This window comes from Pseudomonas sp. A-RE-19, assembly GCF_019956555.1.
Taxonomy (GTDB): domain Bacteria; phylum Pseudomonadota; class Gammaproteobacteria; order Pseudomonadales; family Pseudomonadaceae; genus Aquipseudomonas.
Map to the genome: position 1 here is coordinate 102,759 of NZ_JAHBDQ010000014.1, position 20,026 is coordinate 122,784.

At 60.3% G+C, this 20,026-nt stretch carries 14 protein-coding genes; 5 read left to right on the forward strand and 9 right to left on the reverse strand.

All coding sequences use genetic code 11. The features are described from left to right. Entirely contained in the window at positions 1-3,897 is a 3,897-nt protein-coding gene (purL, locus tag KGB14_RS11590; RefSeq protein ID WP_223486660.1) for a phosphoribosylformylglycinamidine synthase, read from the reverse strand. Between the two features lie 274 nt (positions 3,898-4,171). Here purL and mltF point away from each other — a divergent pair, with 274 nt between their 5' ends. Further along, positions 4,172-5,632 (forward strand): membrane-bound lytic murein transglycosylase MltF, encoded by a 1,461-nt coding sequence (gene mltF / locus KGB14_RS11595; protein WP_223486662.1) that lies wholly within the window; start codon positions 4,172-4,174, stop codon positions 5,630-5,632. A 128-nt stretch (positions 5,633-5,760) separates the two neighbouring features. Here mltF and pdxJ read toward each other — a convergent pair whose 3' ends face one another. From pdxJ to lptF, 8 genes are all read right to left on the reverse strand, one after another. Next, entirely contained in the window at positions 5,761-6,507 is a 747-nt protein-coding gene (gene pdxJ / locus KGB14_RS11600; RefSeq protein WP_223486664.1) for a pyridoxine 5'-phosphate synthase, read from the reverse strand. A gap of 67 nt (positions 6,508-6,574) precedes the next feature. Continuing rightward, a complete protein-coding gene (gene recO, locus KGB14_RS11605) occupies positions 6,575-7,264 on the reverse strand; it encodes a DNA repair protein RecO (RefSeq protein ID WP_223486666.1) in 690 nt (229 codons plus the stop codon). Between the two features lie 172 nt (positions 7,265-7,436). After that, entirely contained in the window at positions 7,437-8,339 is a 903-nt protein-coding gene (gene era / locus KGB14_RS11610; protein ID WP_007936226.1) for a GTPase Era, read from the reverse strand. Further along, a complete protein-coding gene (gene rnc / locus KGB14_RS11615) occupies positions 8,332-9,021 on the reverse strand; it encodes a ribonuclease III (RefSeq protein ID WP_052966248.1) in 690 nt (229 codons plus the stop codon). The genes era and rnc overlap by 8 nt, the downstream gene beginning before the upstream one ends. A 184-nt stretch (positions 9,022-9,205) precedes the next feature. After that, a complete protein-coding gene (gene lepB / locus KGB14_RS11620; RefSeq protein ID WP_223486668.1) occupies positions 9,206-10,060 on the reverse strand; it encodes a signal peptidase I in 855 nt (284 codons plus the stop codon). Between the two features lie 5 nt (positions 10,061-10,065). Further along, positions 10,066-11,865: a translation elongation factor 4 gene (gene lepA, locus KGB14_RS11625; protein WP_223486670.1), complete on the reverse strand. Its 1,800-nt coding sequence runs from the start codon at positions 11,863-11,865 to the stop codon at positions 10,066-10,068. A 171-nt stretch (positions 11,866-12,036) separates the two neighbouring features. Next, positions 12,037-13,098: an LPS export ABC transporter permease LptG gene (gene lptG / locus KGB14_RS11630; RefSeq protein ID WP_223486672.1), complete on the reverse strand. Its 1,062-nt coding sequence runs from the start codon at positions 13,096-13,098 to the stop codon at positions 12,037-12,039. Further along, a complete protein-coding gene (gene lptF, locus KGB14_RS11635) occupies positions 13,091-14,209 on the reverse strand; it encodes an LPS export ABC transporter permease LptF (RefSeq protein WP_223486674.1) in 1,119 nt (372 codons plus the stop codon). The genes lptG and lptF overlap by 8 nt, the downstream gene beginning before the upstream one ends. Positions 14,210-14,504: 295 nt before the next feature. Between lptF and KGB14_RS11640 the strand changes: the two genes are divergently transcribed. From KGB14_RS11640 to KGB14_RS11655, 4 genes are all read left to right on the forward strand, one after another. Then, entirely contained in the window at positions 14,505-15,995 is a 1,491-nt protein-coding gene (locus KGB14_RS11640; RefSeq protein WP_223486676.1) for a leucyl aminopeptidase, read from the forward strand. A gap of 60 nt (positions 15,996-16,055) precedes the next feature. Then, a complete protein-coding gene (locus KGB14_RS11645) occupies positions 16,056-16,484 on the forward strand; it encodes a DNA polymerase III subunit chi (RefSeq protein WP_223486678.1) in 429 nt (142 codons plus the stop codon). 8 nt (positions 16,485-16,492) lie between these two features. Continuing rightward, positions 16,493-16,876, forward strand: a complete 384-nt coding sequence (locus KGB14_RS11650; RefSeq protein ID WP_223486680.1) for a DNA polymerase III subunit chi — start codon at positions 16,493-16,495, stop codon at positions 16,874-16,876. Positions 16,877-17,099: 223 nt separating this feature from the next. Beyond that, positions 17,100-19,946: a valine--tRNA ligase gene (locus tag KGB14_RS11655; RefSeq protein ID WP_223486682.1), complete on the forward strand. Its 2,847-nt coding sequence runs from the start codon at positions 17,100-17,102 to the stop codon at positions 19,944-19,946. Positions 19,947-20,026 lie beyond the last annotated feature (80 nt).

Below are 20,026 nucleotides of genomic sequence, written 5' to 3' on the forward strand. Positions count from 1 at the left end.
TTAGTTAACCCAGACGCGAGCATTACGGAACATACGCATCCAAGGTGCGTCTTCGTTCCAGTCTTCCGAACGCCACGAGTTCTGCACGGCGCGGAATACACGCTCCGGGTGCGGCATCATGATGGTCACGCGACCGTCACGGCTGGTCAAACCGGTGATCCCGCGCGGCGAGCCGTTCGGGTTGGCCGGGTAGTTTTCGGTGACCTTGCCATGGTTGTCGACGAAACGCATCGCCACGCAACCCGACAGATCAGCTTCCAGCAACGCTTCTTCGCTGGCGAACTCGGCATGACCTTCACCGTGAGCAATGGCGATCGGCATACGCGAACCGGCCATGCCTTGCAGGAAGATCGAGTTCGATTCCTGAACCTGAACCATCGCCACGCGAGCTTCGAACTGCTCGGAACGGTTACGCACGAAGTGCGGCCAGAACTCGCTGCCCGGGATCAGCTCGTGCAGGTTGGACATCATCTGGCAACCGTTGCACACGCCGAGGGTGAAGCTGTCGGTACGTTCGAAGAAGCCCTGGAAGGCATCGCGAGCGCGGCTGTTGAACAGTGCGGATTTGGCCCAGCCTTCACCGGCACCCAGTACGTCGCCGTAGGAGAAACCGCCGCAAGCCACCAGACCTTTGAACTCGTTCAGGTCGACACGGCCGGCCAGAATGTCGCTCATGTGCACGTCGATCGCGTTGAAACCGGCGCGGTCGAACGCGGCCGCCATTTCCACCTGACCGTTGACGCCCTGCTCACGCAGCACGGCAACCTGTGGGCGAATGCCTTTCTTGATGTAAGGCGCGGCGACGTCCTGGTTGACGTCGTAGCTGAGCTTGACGCTCAGGCCCGGGTTGTCTTCTTCCAGCAGCACGTCGAATTCTTGTTCGGCGCAATCGGCGTTGTCACGCAGACGCTGGATCTGGTAGCTGGTCTCGGCCCACTGACGTTGCAGCAGACGACGCTCACCTTCGAACACGGTGTCGCCGTTGAAGGTGATGCTGATCTCGCCGTTGTTCATTGGCTGACCGATCACCGACACGCAGTCACTCAGGCCAGCTGCGCTGAACTGCGCGAGGATGTCTGGAGTAGCGTCCTGGCGAACCTGGATCACGGCGCCCAGTTCTTCGTTGAACAGGATCGCGGCGATGTCGGCGGAAGTCTCTGCCAGACCGTCGAGGTTCAGGCTCAGGCCACAGTGACCGGCAAAGGCCATTTCCACCACGCTGGTCAGCAGACCACCGTCGGAACGGTCGTGGTAAGCCAGCAGGTGACCGTCGGCGTTCAGACCCTGGATCACGGCGAAGAAGGCTTTCAGGTCTTCGGCGTCATCGACGTCCGGTGCCTGCTTGCCGAGTTTGCCGTGAACCTGAGCGAGGATCGAGGCGCCCATGCGGTTCTGACCGCGACCGAGGTCGATCAGGATCAGGTCGGTGGTGCCCTTGTCCATGCGCAGTTGCGGGGTCATGGTCTGACGGATGTCAGCCACGGGCGCGAAACCGGTCACGATCAGGGACATCGGCGAGGTCACGGTCTTGTCGACGCCTTCGTCGTTCCAGCGGGTGGCCATGGACATGGAGTCCTTGCCCACCGGAATGGTGATGCCCAGCTCAGGGCACAATTCCATGCCGACCGCTTTCACGGTGTCGTACAGACGCGCGTCTTCACCCGGGTGACCGGCGGCGGACATCCAGTTCGCCGACAGTTTGATGTCGGAGATTTTGGCGATGCGCGACGCCGCGATGTTGGTCAGGGTTTCGCCGATGGCCATGCGGCCCGACGCCGGAGCGTCCAGCAGTGCCAGCGGAGTGCGCTCGCCCATGGCCATGGCTTCACCGGTGTAGACGTCGAAGCTGGTGGCGGTGACGGCAACGTCGGCCACCGGAACCTGCCACGGGCCGACCATCTGATCACGGGCCACGAGGCCGGTGATGGTGCGGTCGCCGATGGTGATCAGGAAGCTTTTGCTGGCCACGGCCGGGTGATGCAGAACGCGCTCGACGCAGTCGGCGATGTCGAGGGTCGACGGATCGAAATCGTCGCCCAGCTCGTTTTCGCGAACGGCCGAACGGTGCATGCGCGGGGCTTTGCCCAGCAGCACTTCAAGCGGCATGTCCACCGGGCTGTTGCCGAAGTGGCTGTCGGTCACAGTCAGTTGCGGCTCGGCAGTGGCTTCGCCGACCACGGCAAACGGGCAACGCTCACGTTCGCAGATCGCCTGGAAGCGTTCGAAGTCCGCCGGGCCGACCGCCAGAACGTAGCGTTCCTGGGATTCGTTGCTCCAGATTTCGTGCGGGGCCATGCCCGGCTCGTCGTTTGGAATGTTGCGCAGTTCGAAGCGACCGCCACGGTTGCCGTCGTTGACCAGTTCCGGGAAGGCGTTGGACAGACCGCCCGCGCCGACGTCGTGGATGAAGCTGATCGGGTTTTTGTCACCCAACTGCCAGCAACGGTCGATGACTTCCTGGCAGCGACGTTCCATTTCCGGGTTTTCGCGCTGTACGGATGCGAAGTCCAGGTCCGCCGAGCTGGTGCCGGTGGCCATGGAGGAAGCCGCGCCGCCGCCCAGACCGATGAGCATGGCCGGGCCGCCGAGCACGATCAGCTTGGAGCCAACGGTGATCTCGCCTTTCTGTACGTGTTCGGCACGGATGTTACCCATGCCGCCAGCCAGCATGATCGGCTTGTGGTAACCGCGAACTTCGTCGCCACGCGGGGTGGTGATCGACTGTTCGAAGGTACGGAAGTAGCCGGTCAGGGCCGGGCGACCGAATTCGTTGTTGAACGCGGCGCCACCCAGTGGGCCTTCGATCATGATGTCCAGCGCGGTAACGATGCGCTCAGGCTTGCCGTACGGCACTTCCCACGGCTGTTCGAAGCCCGGGATCTGCAGGTTGGACACGGTGAAACCGGTCAGGCCAGCCTTTGGCTTGGCGCCGCGACCGGTTGCACCTTCGTCGCGGATCTCGCCGCCGCTACCGGTGGATGCGCCCGGGAACGGGGCAATCGCGGTCGGGTGGTTGTGAGTTTCGACTTTCATCAGGATGTGCACCGGTTCCTGCACCGCGCCGTACTGGCGGGTTTCAGGGTCCGGGAAGAAACGGCCGGCAACGGAGCCGACGATCACCGAGGCGTTGTCCTTATAAGCTGACAGAACACCTTCGCTGTGCATCTGGTAGGTGTTCTTGATCATGCCGAACAGGCTTTTTTCCTGGCTCTGACCGTCGATGTCCCAACTGGCGTTGAAGATCTTGTGACGGCAGTGCTCGGAGTTCGCCTGGGCAAACATCATCAGTTCGATGTCGTGCGGGTTGCGCTTCAAGCCGACGAAGGCTGCGACCAGATAGTCGATTTCGTCTTCGGCCAGGGCCAGGCCCAGCTCGGTGTTGGCTTTTTCCAGCGCGGCGCGGCCGCCACCCAACACGTCGATCGCGGTCAGGGGCTTGGGCTCGGCGTGGCTGAACAGGCCGGCGGCTTGTTCAAGGTTGTCCAATACGATCTGGGTCATGCGGTCGTGCAGCGCGCCTGCGATCAGCTGCGCTTCGGCATCGCTGAACTGGCCGGCGACGTAGAACGCGATGCCGCGCTCCAGGCGCTGAATTTTGGTCAGGCCGCAGTTGCGAGCGATGTCGCTGGCTTTACTGGACCACGGCGAGATGGTGCCGAAACGCGGCAACACCAGAAACAGACGACCAGTCGGCTCTTGTACCGGAACGCTAGGGCCGTACTTCAGAAGGCGCGCAAGCACCTGCTGTTCGTCGCCGGTCAGGACGCCGGTAACTTCGGCGAAGTGAGCGAATTCAGCATACAAGCCACTGACAGCCGGAACCTTCTGGCTCAGTTGCTCAAGGAGTTTGCTGTGGCGAAAGGCAGAAAGGGCAGGAGCGCCGCGCAGGATCAACATCTTCGGGACAGCCTCGGGAAGGGGTGTGCTTTGAGGCCGTGCATTCTAGCCTAAACCGCCCGCGACATCACCCGAAACGGTACACGCAGCCATACCCGAACGTCGGGCCGGGTATTCGGGCTTGAAACAGGTGTGCGCCGGGGGTTATTTTTTCTGTCACAAAATGCTGCTCGAGCCCATTCCTGCGGGCTCCGGAGCGGTTTTCAGCTGCCTAGCAGACAAGCCCTTCGCTGTCGAGATATGGCGCTCGTGGTCCTTTGCGTATACTGCGCAGATGTTTTCCCCAACGGCTTTGCGTCCGCGGTACGCCAAATGGCTGATCGCAACCGGACTCTTCCTGATGCTCAGTGGCTGTGTTGATAAACCCAACACACTGGAGCGCATAAAGGAGGATGGCGTGCTGCGGGTGGTTACCCGTAACAGTCCCGCCACCTACTTTCAGGATCGCAACGGTGAAACCGGCTTCGAATACGAGCTGGTGAAACGCTTCGCCGACGATCTGGGGGTCGAACTCAAGATCGAAACCGCCGACAACCTCGATGATCTGTTCGATCAAGTGGGCAAGCCGAACGGCCCGGTGCTGGCTGCTGCCGGCCTGGTCAGCAGCGAGCAACGTAAAAAACAGGTGCGGTTTTCCCACTCCTATCTGGAAGTCACCCCGCAGATCATCTATCGCAACGGCCAGTCGCGACCGACCGATGCAGGCGATCTGGTCGGCAAGAAGATCATGGTGCTCAAGGGCAGCACCCACGCCGAGCAATTGGCAGAGCTGAAAAAGAAATATCCCGGCATTGAATACGAAGAGTCCGACGCGGTTGAAGTCGTCGACTTGCTGCGCATGGTGGATGAAGGTCAAATCGATCTGACCCTGGTTGATTCAAACGAAGTCGCGATGAACCAGGTCTACTTCCCCAACGTGCGGGTAGCTTTCGACCTCGGCGACTCCAGCAATCAGAGTTGGGCCGTGGCCGCCGGCGAAGACAACAGCCTGCTCAACGAGATCAACACCTACCTCGACAAGGTGAAGAAAAACGGCACCTTGCAACGCTTGAAAGATCGTTACTACGGCCACGTCGATGTACTCGGCTACATGGGCGCCACCACTTTCGCCCAGCACTTGCAGCAACGGCTGCCCAAATACGAACAGCACTTCAAGGCGTCCGCCAAGAAGGAAAAAGTCGACTGGCGCCTGCTGGCGGCGATCGGTTATCAGGAATCGCTGTGGCAAGCGGAGGTCACGTCCAAGACCGGCGTGCGCGGATTGATGATGCTGACCCAGAACACGGCACAGGCCATGGGCGTGTCCAATCGCCTTGACCCCAAGCAGAGCATCATGGGCGGCGCGAAGTACCTGGCCTACATGAAGGATCAATTGGATGATTCGATCCAGGAGCCGGATCGTACGTGGTTCGCGCTGGCAGCCTACAACGTTGGCAGCGGTCACCTGGATGACGCACGCAAACTGGCGGCCAAGGAAGGGCTGAACCCGGACAAGTGGCTGGATGTGAAGAAAATCCTGCCGCGCCTGTCCGAGAAGAAGTGGTTCAGCAAAACCCGTTACGGCTACGCCCGGGGCGGCGAGCCGGTGCACTTCGTGGCGAACATTCGTCGTTACTACGACATCCTGACGTGGGTCACGCAGCCACAACTGGAAGGCAATCAGGTGGCTGAGGGCAACCTGCATGTGCCGGGGGTCGACAAGACCAAGCCGAGCCAGGAAACCCCGCCGCTTTAAATCTTCGCTGCCTTCAAAGACGCCTTCGCGGGCAAGCCTCGCTCCTACAGATTTGCGTTGAACACACCATTGCGCATCGACACGGACCTGTAGGAGCGAGGCTTGCCCGCGAAGGCAGCGCCGCCGATCTAGCCTTTCAACGCAGCCGCCAGAATCAGCGCCTTCATTTCAGACACCGCCGACTTGAACCCGACGAACAACGCATGGGCCACCAGCGCATGGCCGATGTTCAGTTCGTTGATACCCTTGATCGCCGCAACCGCCTCGACGTTGTGATAGTGCAGGCCGTGCCCCGCGTTGACGATCAGCCCCTGGGCCAGACCGAAGGCCACACCATCGGCCACGCGCTTCAGTTCCTCGGCCACTGCAGTCGGCGTCTCGGCATCCGCATAACGCCCGGTGTGCAATTCAATGGCCGGCGCACCCACACGGCGGGACGCTTCGATCTGCCGCTCGTCAGCGTCGATGAACAGCGACACTTCACAGCCGATCTTCGCCAGGCGATCCACCGCCGCCTTGATCCGCGCCTCCTGCCCTGCCACGTCCAGACCGCCTTCGGTGGTCAGCTCTTGACGGGTTTCCGGCACCAGGCAAATGTGCGCCGGACGGATGCGCTCGGCAAACGCCATCATTTCTTCGGTGACGCCCATTTCGAAGTTCATGCGGGTTTGCAGCACGTCCTTGAGCAGCAGCACGTCGCGCTCCTGAATGTGCCGGCGGTCTTCGCGCAAGTGCACGGTGATGCCATCAGCGCCCGCCTCTTCCGCGTCCAGCGCTGCCTTGACCGGATCCGGGTAGCGAGTACCCCGGGCCTGACGCAGGGTGGCAACGTGGTCGATGTTCACGCCAAGAAGAATGCGATTGCTGGTGGTCACGGAAGCGCTCCTGAAATAAGGGAAAGTTCGGTGCACAGCATACACGGGGAGACTGGATCTGTTGACGCTACGGCTTTCGAAACAACTCTCGGGAAACCAGCGGACGACCGCCCAAGTGAACGGCCAGTGCCTGACGCATCAGACGCTTGGCAGCGGACAACGCGCCAGGCGCGGTCCAGTCCGCCTCGGCCATGGCTAACAGCTCGGCACCGTTGAACAGACCGGGTTGCAGCAGATAGACCCGCTCCAGACCTGCATCCACCTGCAAGCGATAGAGGCCATCCGGCGCGATGGGGTCGCCGTGGATGTCGGTGTTCAGGGCAAAGCCGTAACCGAGGTCGTCGAGCAGCCGCCATTCGAAGGAGCGCAGTAACGGCTCCAGTGGACGGCCTTCGGCCAAGGCGAGCAAGGTCGCGGCATAGTGATCGAAAACGGCGGGATGAGGGTCTTCGGCGGGCAGCAGGCGAATCAGCAATTCGTTGAGGTAGAGACCGCTGAACAATGCTTCGCCATTGAGCCAGGTAGAAACCCCGGCGCTTTCCATGCGGCCGACATTTTTCAGCTCGCCCCGCCCCCGAAACTCGACTTCCAGCGGCACGAACGGCCGCGCCAACGTCCCGGCCTTGCCCCGTGCGCTACGCAACACCGCCCGCAACCGACCTTGCGGCGTAAGGAAATCCACCAATGCGCTGGTTTCGCGGTAGGCGCGGCTGTGGAGCACGTAGGCAGGTTGGCCGGTTGGCGCGGTGGTCGACATGGAAATCGCAGTTCTCAATGAGTAAGCGCAGTTTTACTGACAACCCCAAACCACTGTGGGAGCGAGCCTGCTCGCGATGAGGGCCTGATATTCAACAAGGATGTTGACTGACAGACCGCTATCGCGAGCAGGCTCGCTCCCACAATGGAATTTTTGCGTCCAAGTCTAAGTGTTACAGGTCGCCATAACCCAGCGAACGCAACGCACGCTCGTCGTCGGACCAGCCGCCTTTCACCTTGACCCACAGGTTAAGCATGATCTTGGAGTCGAACAGCAGCTCCATGTCCTTGCGCGCCTCGGTGCCGATGCGTTTGATGCGCTCGCCCTTGTCGCCAATGATGATTTTCTTCTGGCCGTCACGTTCGACGAGGATCAAGGCATGGATGTGCAGGGTTTTGCCCTGCTGCTTGAACTCTTCGATTTCCACGGTGATCTGGTACGGCAGCTCGGCGCCCAACTGGCGCATGATTTTCTCGCGCACCAGTTCGGCGGCGAGGAAGCGGCTGCTGCGGTCAGTGATCTGATCTTCCGGGAAGAAGTGATCGTTTTCCGGCAGGTGTTCGGCGATCACTCGCTCCAGCGTGTCGAGGTTGTGCCCGTGCTGGGCCGAGATCGGCATGATCTGCGCGTTCGGCAGCTGCTCCTGCAACCAGGTCAGGTGCGGCATCAGCTCGGATTTGTCTTCGATGCGATCAGTCTTGTTCAGCGCCACGATCAGCGGGCCAGTCACGTACTGAACGCGCTCGAGGACCATCTGGTCTTCGTCGGTCCACTTGGTGCGGTCCACCACGAAGATCACCACGTCGACGTCTTTCAACGCCGCCGAAGCGGTCTTGTTCATGTAACGGTTCAGAGCCTTTTCGCCGCCCTTGTGCATGCCTGGGGTGTCGACGTAGATCGCTTGCACGTCACCTTCGGTCTTGATGCCGAGCATGTTGTGACGGGTGGTCTGCGGCTTGCGCGAGGTGATCGCCAGCTTCTGACCCAGAATGTGGTTCAGCAGCGTGGATTTGCCCACGTTGGGGCGGCCGACGATGGCAACATAGCCACAGCGAGTTGCGGTTGAATCAGTCATGGCCATTCTCCACGCCCAGGGCAATCAGTGCTGCGGCGGCCGCTACCTGTTCGGCAATACGACGACTCACACCCTGACCTCGGCTTTTTTCATTCAGTAAGATGATTTCGCATTCGACGAAGAACGTCCGGCAATGCGGCTCACCCTGGATATCCACCACTTCGTAACGCGGCAGTTCACAACCACGGGACTGCAGGAATTCCTGCAGGCGGGTTTTCGGATCTTTGTTGGTGTCGACCAGCGTCAGGCCTTCGAACTCTCCAGCCAGCCAGGCCAGCACGCGCTCGCGCGCCATGTCCATGCCGGCGTCCAGATAGATCGCACCGATCAACGCTTCGAGGGCATCGGCCAGAATCGACTCGCGACGAAAACCGCCGCTTTTCAATTCGCCGGAACCCAGGCGCAGGTATTCGCCCAGGTCGAAGCCACGGGCCAGTACGGCCAGGGTCTCGCCTTTCACCAGGCGTGCGCGCAAGCGCGACAACTGGCCTTCGCGGGCAAGCGGGAAGCGATCGAACAGCGCCTCGCCAGCGACGAAGTTGAGGATGGCGTCACCGAGGAATTCCAGGCGTTCGTTGTTGCGCCCGGCAAAGCTGCGGTGAGTCAGGGCCAGGACCATCAGTTCCTGATCCTTGAAGGTGTAGCCGAGCTGACGCTCGAGACGGCTTAAGGAGACGCTCACGGTTTACCCACGCTGAGTTCGTGGTTGGATTCCACCGCCAGGGCCGAGAGACGGCGCAGGCTTGGGACAATTAACGCTGTGTTCAAAAATTACGTCCTGAATATCATTGTTTTCATGCTTCTGGTGCCGATTGTGCCGGTTCCAGAAATGCATTCGGCGCTGTGTTCAACAGCGCCGTGTGTGATTACTTGATCAGGCCAACCCGCGAGAAATTCGGCAGGTGACTGAGTTTGGGTTCCGGCCAGCTCATCCAGACTGCAAAGGCCTTGCCGACGATGTTCTTGTCGGGAACCATGCCGAGCAGATCCTTGGGAATACTCGGATCATCCCAGTAGCGACTGTCGTTGGAGTTGTCGCGGTTGTCGCCCATCATGAAGTAGTGCCCGGCCGGCACGGTCCACGAATGGTCCGGCGTTGCGCGGTAGCGGCTCATTTCCTTGCGGATCAGGTGCTCGGCCGCGCCGAGTTTTTCCTTGTAGAGCTCGGCACTGCCCAACGTGCCCGGCTCGGAGCCGACCAGTTGTTCGGCAATCGATTCACCGTTGACGAACAGGTGCTTGTCGGCGGTGTAGCGAATCTGGTCACCCGGCAGGCCCACCACTCGCTTGATGTAGTTGACGTTCGGATCGCTCGGGTAGCGGAACACCATTACATCGCCGCGCTGCGGATCACCGACTTCGATGACTTTCTTGTCGATCACCGGCAGGCGGATCCCGTAAGAAAATTTGTTCACCAGAATGAAGTCGCCGACGTCCAGGGTCGGTTTCATCGAGCCGGAAGGAATCTGGAACGGTTCCACCAGAAACGAACGCAGCACCAGCACGATGAACAACACCGGGAAAAACGACTTGCCGTATTCGACCAGCAGCGGCTCTTTGTTCAGTTTTTCGATCACTACCATGTCAGCCTGACTGACGCTCCCCTGATAGGAGTTAATGGCAGCCCGGCGCCGTGGCGCCAGGAACAGCAGATCGAGCAACGCCAACAGGCCGCAGACGAACACGGCGATGACCAGCAACAGCGGGAAATTTAGTGACATAGGACCTAACTATCCAACCTGAGCACTGCAAGGAAGGCTTCTTGTGGAATTTCCACGTTACCGACCTGCTTCATGCGTTTTTTACCGGCCTTTTGCTTTTCCAACAGCTTGCGCTTACGGCTAACGTCACCGCCGTAGCATTTGGCCAATACGTTCTTTCTGAGTGCCTTGACGGAGGTTCGCGCAATGATCTGCCCGCCGATGGCGGCCTGGATCGCGACATCGAACATCTGACGCGGAATCAGTTCTTTCATCTTCTCGGTCAACTGGCGACCTTTGTAGTGCGCATTGTCCCGATGCACGATCAGCGCCAGGGCGTCGACCTTGTCACCGTTGATCAGCACATCCAGTTTCACCAGATTAGCCGATTGATAACGATCGAAATGGTAATCGAGCGAAGCATAGCCGCGGCTGGTGGATTTGAGACGGTCGAAGAAGTCCAGGACCACTTCGTTCATCGGCAAATCGTAAGTCACCTGGACCTGGGTGCCGAGGAACAGCATGTCGTGCTGCACGCCACGCTTTTCGATACACAGGGTAATGACGTTACCCAGGTGCTCTTGCGGCACAAGGATATTGGCCCGCACGATCGGTTCGCGCATGTCTTCGATCGACGACAGGTCCGGGAGCTTGGACGGGTTGTCGACGTATATTGTTTCACCGGTTTTCAGCAGCAGCTCGAAAATAACCGTCGGCGCCGTGGTGATCAGGTCCAGGTCGTACTCGCGCTCCAGGCGCTCCTGGATGATTTCCATGTGCAGCATGCCGAGGAAGCCGCAACGGAAGCCGAAGCCCAGGGCGTCGGAGCTTTCCGGGGTGTACTGCAAGGACGAGTCGTTCAGCGTGAGCTTTTGCAGGGCTTCACGGAAATCTTCGAAGTCGTCGGAGCTGACCGGGAACAGACCGGCGTAGACCTGCGGCTGGATGCGTTTGAAGCCTGGCAGCACGTCGACATCCGGCGTGGAACTCAAGGTCAGGGTGTCACCTACCGGCGCACCGTGAATATCCTTGATACCGGCAATGATGAAGCCCACTTCGCCGGCCTTCAGGTCAACGGTGGCGGTGTGTTTCGGGTTGAAGACGCCGACGCTGTCCACCAGGTGGATCTTGCCGGTGGACTTGACCAGAATCTTGTCGCCCTTCTTCACACGACCGTGGCGCACGCGAACCAGGGAAACAACGCCCAGGTAGTTGTCGAACCAGGAATCGATGATCAACGCTTGCAGCGGATCTTCGATGTTGCCGGTCGGCGCGGGAATGGTGTGAACCAGACGTTCGAGCACTTCATCGACGCCCAGACCGGTCTTGGCACTGCACTCGACCGCATCGGTGGCATCGATGCCGATGATTTTTTCGATTTCTTCCTTGACGCGCTCCGGATCGGCCTGTGGCAGGTCGATCTTGTTCAGCACCGGCATGACTTCCAGACCCTGCTCGATTGCCGTGTAGCAGTTGGCAACCGATTGAGCCTCGACGCCCTGACCGGCATCGACCACCAGCAATGCACCTTCACAGGCCGCCAGCGACCGGCTGACTTCATAGGTGAAGTCGACGTGGCCCGGGGTGTCAATGAAGTTCAGCTGGTAGTTAATGCCATCGCGGGCTTTGTAATAGAGGGTGACGCTGTGGGCCTTGATGGTGATCCCGCGTTCACGTTCCAGGTCCATGGAGTCCAGTACCTGGGCTTCCATTTCGCGCTCGGCAAGGCCGCCGCACATCTGGATGAAGCGATCGGCCAGCGTCGACTTGCCATGGTCAATGTGGGCGATGATGGAGAAATTGCGGATATGACTCAAATCACTCACGGATCAACACTCAAAAAGGCTGCAGGCATAGCCCGCCGAAAAATAGCCGGGAATTGTACCTGATCCACGGCGCAAGCGTCACGTTCGCAGGTCAGACGGCACCTACAAAAAACGCCCCGGTCTTGCGACAGGGGCGTTTCGAGTGACAAGCAAGACCGGGGAAACCCGCGATCAACCGGCCCGGCGCAACAGCCAGACACCGGCCAGGGCGCAGACACCCGCGGGGATCAGCACGGCAAACAGCGGCGAGAATCCGAATACCAGGCTCGAAGGCCCGAGCAAATCCTGGACGATGCGGAAGGTGAACCCCACCAGCACGCCGGTAAAGACCCGCTGACCAAGAGTCACCGAGCGCAACGGACCGAAGATGAAGGAAATCGCCATCAACACCAGCGCGGCGGTCACCAGCGGCTGCAACACCTTGACCCAAAACGCCAGCCAGTAACGTCCGTTGCTCAGGCCCTGGTCAGCCAGGTAATGGATATAACTCCATAGACCGCTGATCGACAGCGACTCGGGCGCCATCACTACGGTGCTCAGCAACTGCGGGCTCAGGGCGACTTCCCAGCGTTCGACCGGGGCGGTCACCACTTCGGTGCTCTTGTCATGGAACACCGTGGTCGTGACATCGGTCAGCTGCCAGTGATCCGTGTCGAATTCCGCACGCTTGGCGAAGCTCGAAGACAGCATGTGGCGTTGATCGTCGAAGCGATAACGGGTCACGCCATACAGCAGACCGTTAGGTTGCACGGAGTTGACGTGGATGAACTCGTCACCCTGACGGTGCCACAGACCGTGCTTGGCGCTTTGCGCGTCGCCACTGCCCTGAGCCAGCGAGCGGTTGGCCTGAGCAGTGACTTCCGTGGCCGGCGCGACGTACTCACCGATCACCAGCCCCACCGCCATCAGGAGCAACATCGGCTTCATGACGGCCCAGACGATCCGCCCGAGCGAAACGCCCGCGGCGCGCATGATGGTCAGCTCGCTGTGGCTGGCCAGGCTGCCGAGGCCGATCAGGCAACCGATCAGCGCCGCCATCGGCAACATGTCGTACAGACGGCGTGGCGCGGTCAGCAAGACGTAGCTCAAAACGTCCATCAAGGTGTAGGTATCGCTGACTTCGCTCATCTCATCGATGAAAGCAAACAGCGTGGCCAGACCAAGGATGATTCCCAGTACTGCCAGGATCGCAACAAACACGCTGCTACCGATGTAGCGATCGAGCTTATCCACGGGCCACCTCCAACGCGCTGCGGCGACTCGCCCTCTTCAAGCGCAGCGGTTCCCAATACAGCAAGCCCAGACCGATGACCAGGAAGAGCGCGTGCACCCACCACAAACCCAAAGCCGACGGGATCTTGCCCTTTTCGAGGGCGCCGCGAGCGGCAATCAGGATGGTCAGGTAAGCCATATAAAGAAGAATCGCCGGCAGCAACTTGAGGAAACGGCCCTGGCGCGGATTGACCCGCGACAGCGGCACCGCCATCAAGGTCACGATGAAGACCAGCAACGGCAGCGACAGGCGCCATTGCAGCTCGGTGCGCGAGCGGATGTCGTCACTGCTTAGCAAGGAACCAGTGGTCATCGCGTCGCGGTCGGTCACTTCGTCGCTGACATCCGGCTTGGGCAGCAAGACGCCATACTCGTCGTACTTGATGGCGCGGTAGTCGGCCTGGCCCGGATTACCGTCGTAGCGATAGCCGTTGTCGAGGATCAGGTAGCGGTTACCGTCGGGGCGGATTTCCTGGCGCCCCTTCTCGGCCACCAACACGGAGATTCCACGATCCTTGTTATCGGAATTGATGTTCTTCTGCGAAATGAATACGCCGCCGAGGTTGATGCGGTCATCCGACAATGTTTCGGTGTACGTCACCCGCGTTCCATCGCGCAGAGCCTGGAAGCGACCCGGCTCCAGGGTATCGAACTCGGTCAGCGCATCCTGCTTGTTCAGCAGCAACTGGAACTGATTGGCCCCTTGCGGCGCCAGGCTCAGGCTCAGCCATGCCACCACCAGCGCAACCAGGGTGGCCGGAAAAAGGGTCATGGCGAACAGACGCTGCTGACTCATGCCAGTGGCAGACAACACGGTCATTTCGCTTTCTAGATACAGACGACCGTAGGCCAACAGAATCCCGAGAAACAAACCCAAGGGCAGGATCAGTTGCAGGAAACCTGGCAGGCGGAAGCCCATGATCAGAAACAACGACCCCGGATCCAGAAGGCCCGATGCTGCCTGGGCGAGGTATTTGATGAAGCGTCCGCTCATGATGATGACCAGCAGCACGGCGCTGACGGCGCTCAAGGTCAACAGGACTTCGCGGGATAGGTAACGGAAGACAATCAAACCAGACACTCCAGGGTTGTCAGGCTAAGCGGCCAAACAAACAAACGTATCAGTCGGCCCGCAGGGCAGAGCCGCCGAAAAAGATGGCGCATTATCCTGTGATTGGGTGCGCCTGTCACTGCGCACGCTCAAGCAGACACCTGAACCGCTTAAGTTCGCACAACCGAGGGTTGTCAGGCGCCAGTAGCGAGGTTCAAACTGCGGCCTTTGTCGCCGGCACTGTAGCGGCGTCTTTCTACTTATAAGCAAGTCTTTGCGCATCGCGCACTTTGACCATTAATTCAGGGACCCGGACATGGAACTGGTTGTAAAAAGCGTTAGCCCGGAAACGTTGAAGACCGCCACGCTGGTGGTCTCCGTCGGCGAAGGCCGCAAGCTCGGCGCCGTTGCCAAACAACTCGACGAACTGAGCGGCGGCGCCATCAGTGCCGTGCTCAAGCGCGGCGACCTGGCCGGCAAAGTCGGCCAGAGCCTGTTGCTGCACAGCTTGCCTAACCTCAAAGCCGAGCGCGTGTTGCTGGTGGGCGTGGGCAAGGATGAAGAGCTGGGCGATCGCCCGTTCCGCAAAATCATCGCCGGCATCCTCAACACCCTTAAAGGCCTGGGCGGCAGCGATGCCGTACTGGCCCTGGACGAGGTCGTGGTCAAAGGTCGCGACAGCTACGGCAAGACCCGCCTGTTGGCCGAAACCCTGGTGGACGGCGAATACAGCTTCGACCAGTTCAAGAGCCAGAAAGCCGACCCGCTCTCCCTGAAGAAAATCACCCTGGTGACCATCAAGGCCGCACAGGCTGAAGTCGAACGCGCCGTGGCCCATGCCACCGCGATCGCCAACGGCATGGCCTTCACCCGTAACCTGGGCAACCTGCCGCCAAACATCTGCCACCCGACGTTCCTGGGCGAGCAAGCCAAGAACCTGGGCAAAGAATTCAAGAGCCTGAAAGTCGAAGTCCTCGATGAGAAGAAGATCAAGGACCTTGGCATGGGCTCGTTCTACGCTGTCGGCCAGGGCAGCGCCCAGCCACCGCGCCTGATCGTCATGCAATACAACGGCGGCAAGAAATCCGAGAAGCCATACGCGCTGGTCGGCAAAGGCATCACCTTCGACACCGGCGGCATCAGCCTCAAGCCGGGCGCCGGCATGGATGAGATGAAGTACGACATGGGCGGCGCCGCCAGCGTGTTCGGCACCCTGCGTGCCGTGCTGGAGCTGAAACTGCCGATCAACCTGGTGTGCATCCTGGCCTGCGCCGAGAACATGCCAAGCGGCAACGCTTCGCGCCCGGGCGACATCGTCACCACCATGAGCGGCCAGACCGTGGAAATCCTCAACACCGACGCCGAAGGCCGTCTGGTGCTGTGCGATGCCCTGACCTACTCCGAACGCTTCAAGCCGCAAGCGGTGATCGACATCGCCACCCTGACCGGTGCTTGTGTCGTTGCACTGGGCTCCCACACCTCGGGCCTGTTGGGCAACAACGACGAGCTGATCGGCCAACTGCTGAGCGCCGGTCAAGCCGCCGACGACCGCGCCTGGCAACTGCCGCTGTTCGATGAATATCAAGAGCAGCTGGACAGCCCGTTCGCTGACATCGCCAACATCGGCGGCCCGAAAGGCGGCGCCATCACTGCCGCCTGCTTCCTGTCGCGCTTCACCAAGAACCTGAACTGGGCGCACCTGGACATCGCCGGCACAGCCTGGACCAGCGGCGGCAAGGACAAGGGCGCCACTGGCCGTCCGGTTCCCCTGCTGACCCAATACCTGCTGGACCGCGCCAAGGCCTGAAACTGAAGATCCTGAATGGCGTCATCTGCGGATGACGCCATTCAGATATCAGGAACCGCAATGACCAAAGTCGACTTCTATATCCTGCCCAGCGCCGATCCTTCGGCACGGCTGGATTTCGCCTGCAAGCTCACCGAAAAAGCCTGGCGCATGGGCCACCACATCTACCTGCATTGCAGCGATGCCGCCCAGCGTGATGACCTCGATGCGCGCTTGTGGGCCTTCAAGGGCGAAAGCTTCGTGCCCCACGGTCCCGCCGAAAGCGAGCCGGAGGGTTTGATTGTCCTGGGCCTTGGCGATGACTGTGGCCAACATCAGGATCTGCTGGTCAATCTCGCTCTGAAAGTCCCGGTATTTGCCAAACAATTCGCCCGCGTGGCGGAAGTGGTGGTGGAAGATCCGACGATTCGTTCGGCTGCGCGGGAGAGTTTCCGTTTCTACCGCGAACAGGGCTATCCTCTGCAAGATCACCGTTTACAGCGACTCTGAGCATTCCGATGGACACTCCAAAACCGCCGCAAAAGTCCGCGCATCTGCTGGATGACCTCGAGTCGATCCGCCAATTGCTCGGCGATGACAACCTGCAACCGCCCTTGCTGACCGACACGGTCATTGAAAGCGATCAGGAACAGATTCCCATGCTGTTCGATACCGTCGGCAATGCGCCCCAGGTCGAACCGCCGCCCCCTGCCCCTGCTGCCCAACCGGCTCCCGCCGCCAGCAAAGGCCCCGACGCGCTGCTGCACCTGGATAGCGAACTGCGCGCCGCCGCGCAATTGATCATGCAAGACGTGATCGACGACTTCGCCCCGCACATTGAAACCGAGATCAAACGCCGGCTGGATGCGCGGATGGAACGGTTGCTCAGCCAGTACGAATAAACACCCACCATTGCAATGCAGGAGCTGCCGCAGGCTGCGATCTTTTGACTTTGATCTTCAGTGTTCTTGAAGACGTCAAAAGATCGCAGCCTTCGGCAGCTCCTACAGGGTAATTCGCGCTGTTATTGATCTGCGCCCGGTCCACACCTGCTCGCCCTACGCCCCACGCCCCGCTATACTTCCCGGCTTTTCCTGAATAAATGCCAATAGGGTCCCGCCGCGCATGGATAAGACCTACCAGCCGCACGCCATTGAAACTTCCTGGTACAACACCTGGGAGTCTGAGAATTACTTCGCCCCGCAAGGCGCGGGCGAGTCCTACACCATCATGATCCCGCCGCCGAACGTCACCGGCAGCCTGCACATGGGTCACGGCTTCAACAACGCGATCATGGACGCTCTGATCCGTTTCCGTCGCATGCAGGGTCGCAACACCCTGTGGCAGCCGGGCACCGACCACGCCGGTATCGCCACGCAAATGCTGGTGGAGCGTCAGCTCGAAGCCCAGGGCCAGAATCGCCACGATCTGGGCCGCGAGAAATTCCTCGAGAAAGTCTGGGAATGGAAGGATCAGTCCGGCGGCAACATCAGCCGTCAGATCCGCCGCCTCGGCTCGTCCGTGGACTGGAGCCGTGAGCGCTTCACCATGGACGACGGCCTCTCGGAAGCGGTGAAAGAAGCCTTCGTGCGCCTGCACGAAGACGGTCTGATCTACCGCGGCAAGCGTCTGGTCAACTGGGACACCAAGCTGCACACGGCGATTTCCGACCTCGAAGTGGAAAACCACGACGAGAAAGGTTTCCTGTGGAACCTGAAGTACCCGCTGGCCGATGGCGCCAAAACCGCTGAAGGCAAGGATTACCTGATCGTCGCGACCACGCGTCCGGAAACCATGCTCGGCGACGCCGCCGTGGCGGTTAACCCGAACGATGAACGCTACAAAGCCCTGATCGGCAAATTTGTCGAGCTGCCACTGGTTGGCCGCCGCATCCCGATCATCGCCGACGATTACTGCGACCCTGAATTCGGCACCGGCTGCGTGAAAATCACCCCGGCCCACGATTTCAACGACTACGAAGTCGGCAAGCGCCACAACCTGCCGCTGCTGAACATCTTCGACAAGAACGCCCACGTGCTGCCGGCCTGTCAGGTGTTCAACCTCGACGGCACGCTTAACGAAAGCATCGACGGCAAGATCCCGGCCGAATACGCCGGCCTCGACCGCTTCGAAGCCCGCAAGCAGATCGTGGCAGCGTTCGAAGCCGCCGGCCTGCTGGTCAGCGTCGACGATCACGCCCTGAAAGTGCCGAAAGGCGACCGCTCCGGCACCATCATCGAGCCGTGGCTGACCGACCAGTGGTACGTCTCCACCAAGCCATTGGCCGAGCCGGCCATCGCGGCGGTTGAAGATGGCCGCATTCAGTTCGTGCCCAAGCAATACGAAAACATGTACTTCTCGTGGATGCGCGACATCCAGGATTGGTGCATCAGCCGTCAGCTGTGGTGGGGCCACCGGATTCCGGCCTGGTACGACGAGTCGGGCAAGGTCTATGTAGGACGCGACGAAGCCGAAGTACGGGCCAAGCACAACCTCGGCCCGGACGTTGCGCTGCAACAGGACAATGACGTGCTGGATACCTGGTTCAGTTCCGGTCTGTGGACTTTCTCCACGCTCGGCTGGCCGGAGCAGACCGAGTTCCTGAAGAAATTCCACTCCACCGATGTGCTGGTGACCGGCTTCGACATCATTTTCTTCTGGGTTGCCCGGATGATCATGCTCACCATGCACCTGGTGAAAAACGAAGACGGCACGCCGCAGGTGCCGTTCAAGACCGTTTATGTGCACGGTCTGGTACGTGATGGCCAGGGCCAGAAGATGTCCAAGTCCAAGGGCAACGTCCTGGACCCGCTGGACATCATCGACGGCATCGAGCTGGAAGAGCTGGTGCAGAAACGCACCACCGGCATGATGCAGCCGAAACTGGCGAAGAAGATCGAGAAGCAGACCCGCGACGAGTTCGCCGACGGCATCGCCAGTTATGGCACCGATGCCCTGCGCTTCACGTTCTGCTCGCTGGCATCGACCGGTCGCGACATCAAGTTCGACATGGGCCGCGTCGAAGGCTATCGCAACTTCTGCAACAAGATCTGGAACGCGGCGCGCTACGTGCTGGACAAAGGCGAAGACTGCGGCCAGAACGGCGAAGCCTTCGAGTTGTCCCTGGCGGATCGCTGGATCATCTCGCAGTTGCAACGCACTGAAGCCGAAGTGACCCGTCAGCTCGATCAGTTCCGTTTCGACCTCGCCGCACAAGCCTTGTACGAGTTCATCTGGAACCAGTATTGCGACTGGTACCTGGAACTGTCCAAGCCTGTGCTGTGGGACGAAAATGCCCCGGTCGAACGCCAGCGTGGCACCCGTCGTACTCTGGTGCGTGTATTGGAAGTCGCGTTGCGTCTGGCGCACCCGTTCATGCCGTTCATCACCGAAGAAATCTGGCAGCGCGTCGCGCCGCTGGCCGGTATCGAAGGCAAGACGATCATGCTGCAACCCTGGCCAGTGGCCGTTGAAGCACGCATCGACCAGGGCGCCGAAGATGACATCGAATGGCTCAAGGGCCTGATGCTCGGCACGCGCAACATCCGTGGCGAAATGAACATCGGTCCGGGCAAGCCGCTGAACCTGTTCCTGAAAAACGTCAGCGCCGAAGACCAGCGTCGTCTCACCGAGAACGAAGCGCTGCTGAAGAAGCTGGCGCGTCTGGAATCGATCACCGTCCTGAAGGCCGGCGAAGAAGCACCGCTGTCCGCCACCGCTCTGGTCGGCGAGATGGAAGTGCTGGTACCGATGGCCGGTCTGATCGACAAGGACGCCGAACTGGCTCGCCTGGACAAGGAAATCCTGCGTCTGCAGGGCGAAGTTCAGCGCGTGGGCGGCAAGCTGTCCAATGCCGGCTTCGTCGACAAGGCCCCGGCCGAAGTCATCGAGAAGGAACGCGCCAAACTGGCCGAAGCTGAACAGGCTTTGGGCAAGCTGGCCGAGCAGCATGCGCGGATTGCCAGTTTGTAACGGGTAAATCGCAATGAAAGAGGGAGGCCAGATGGCCTCCCTTTTTCATGCCCGCCCCTTCCCCCCAAACACCAAAAATC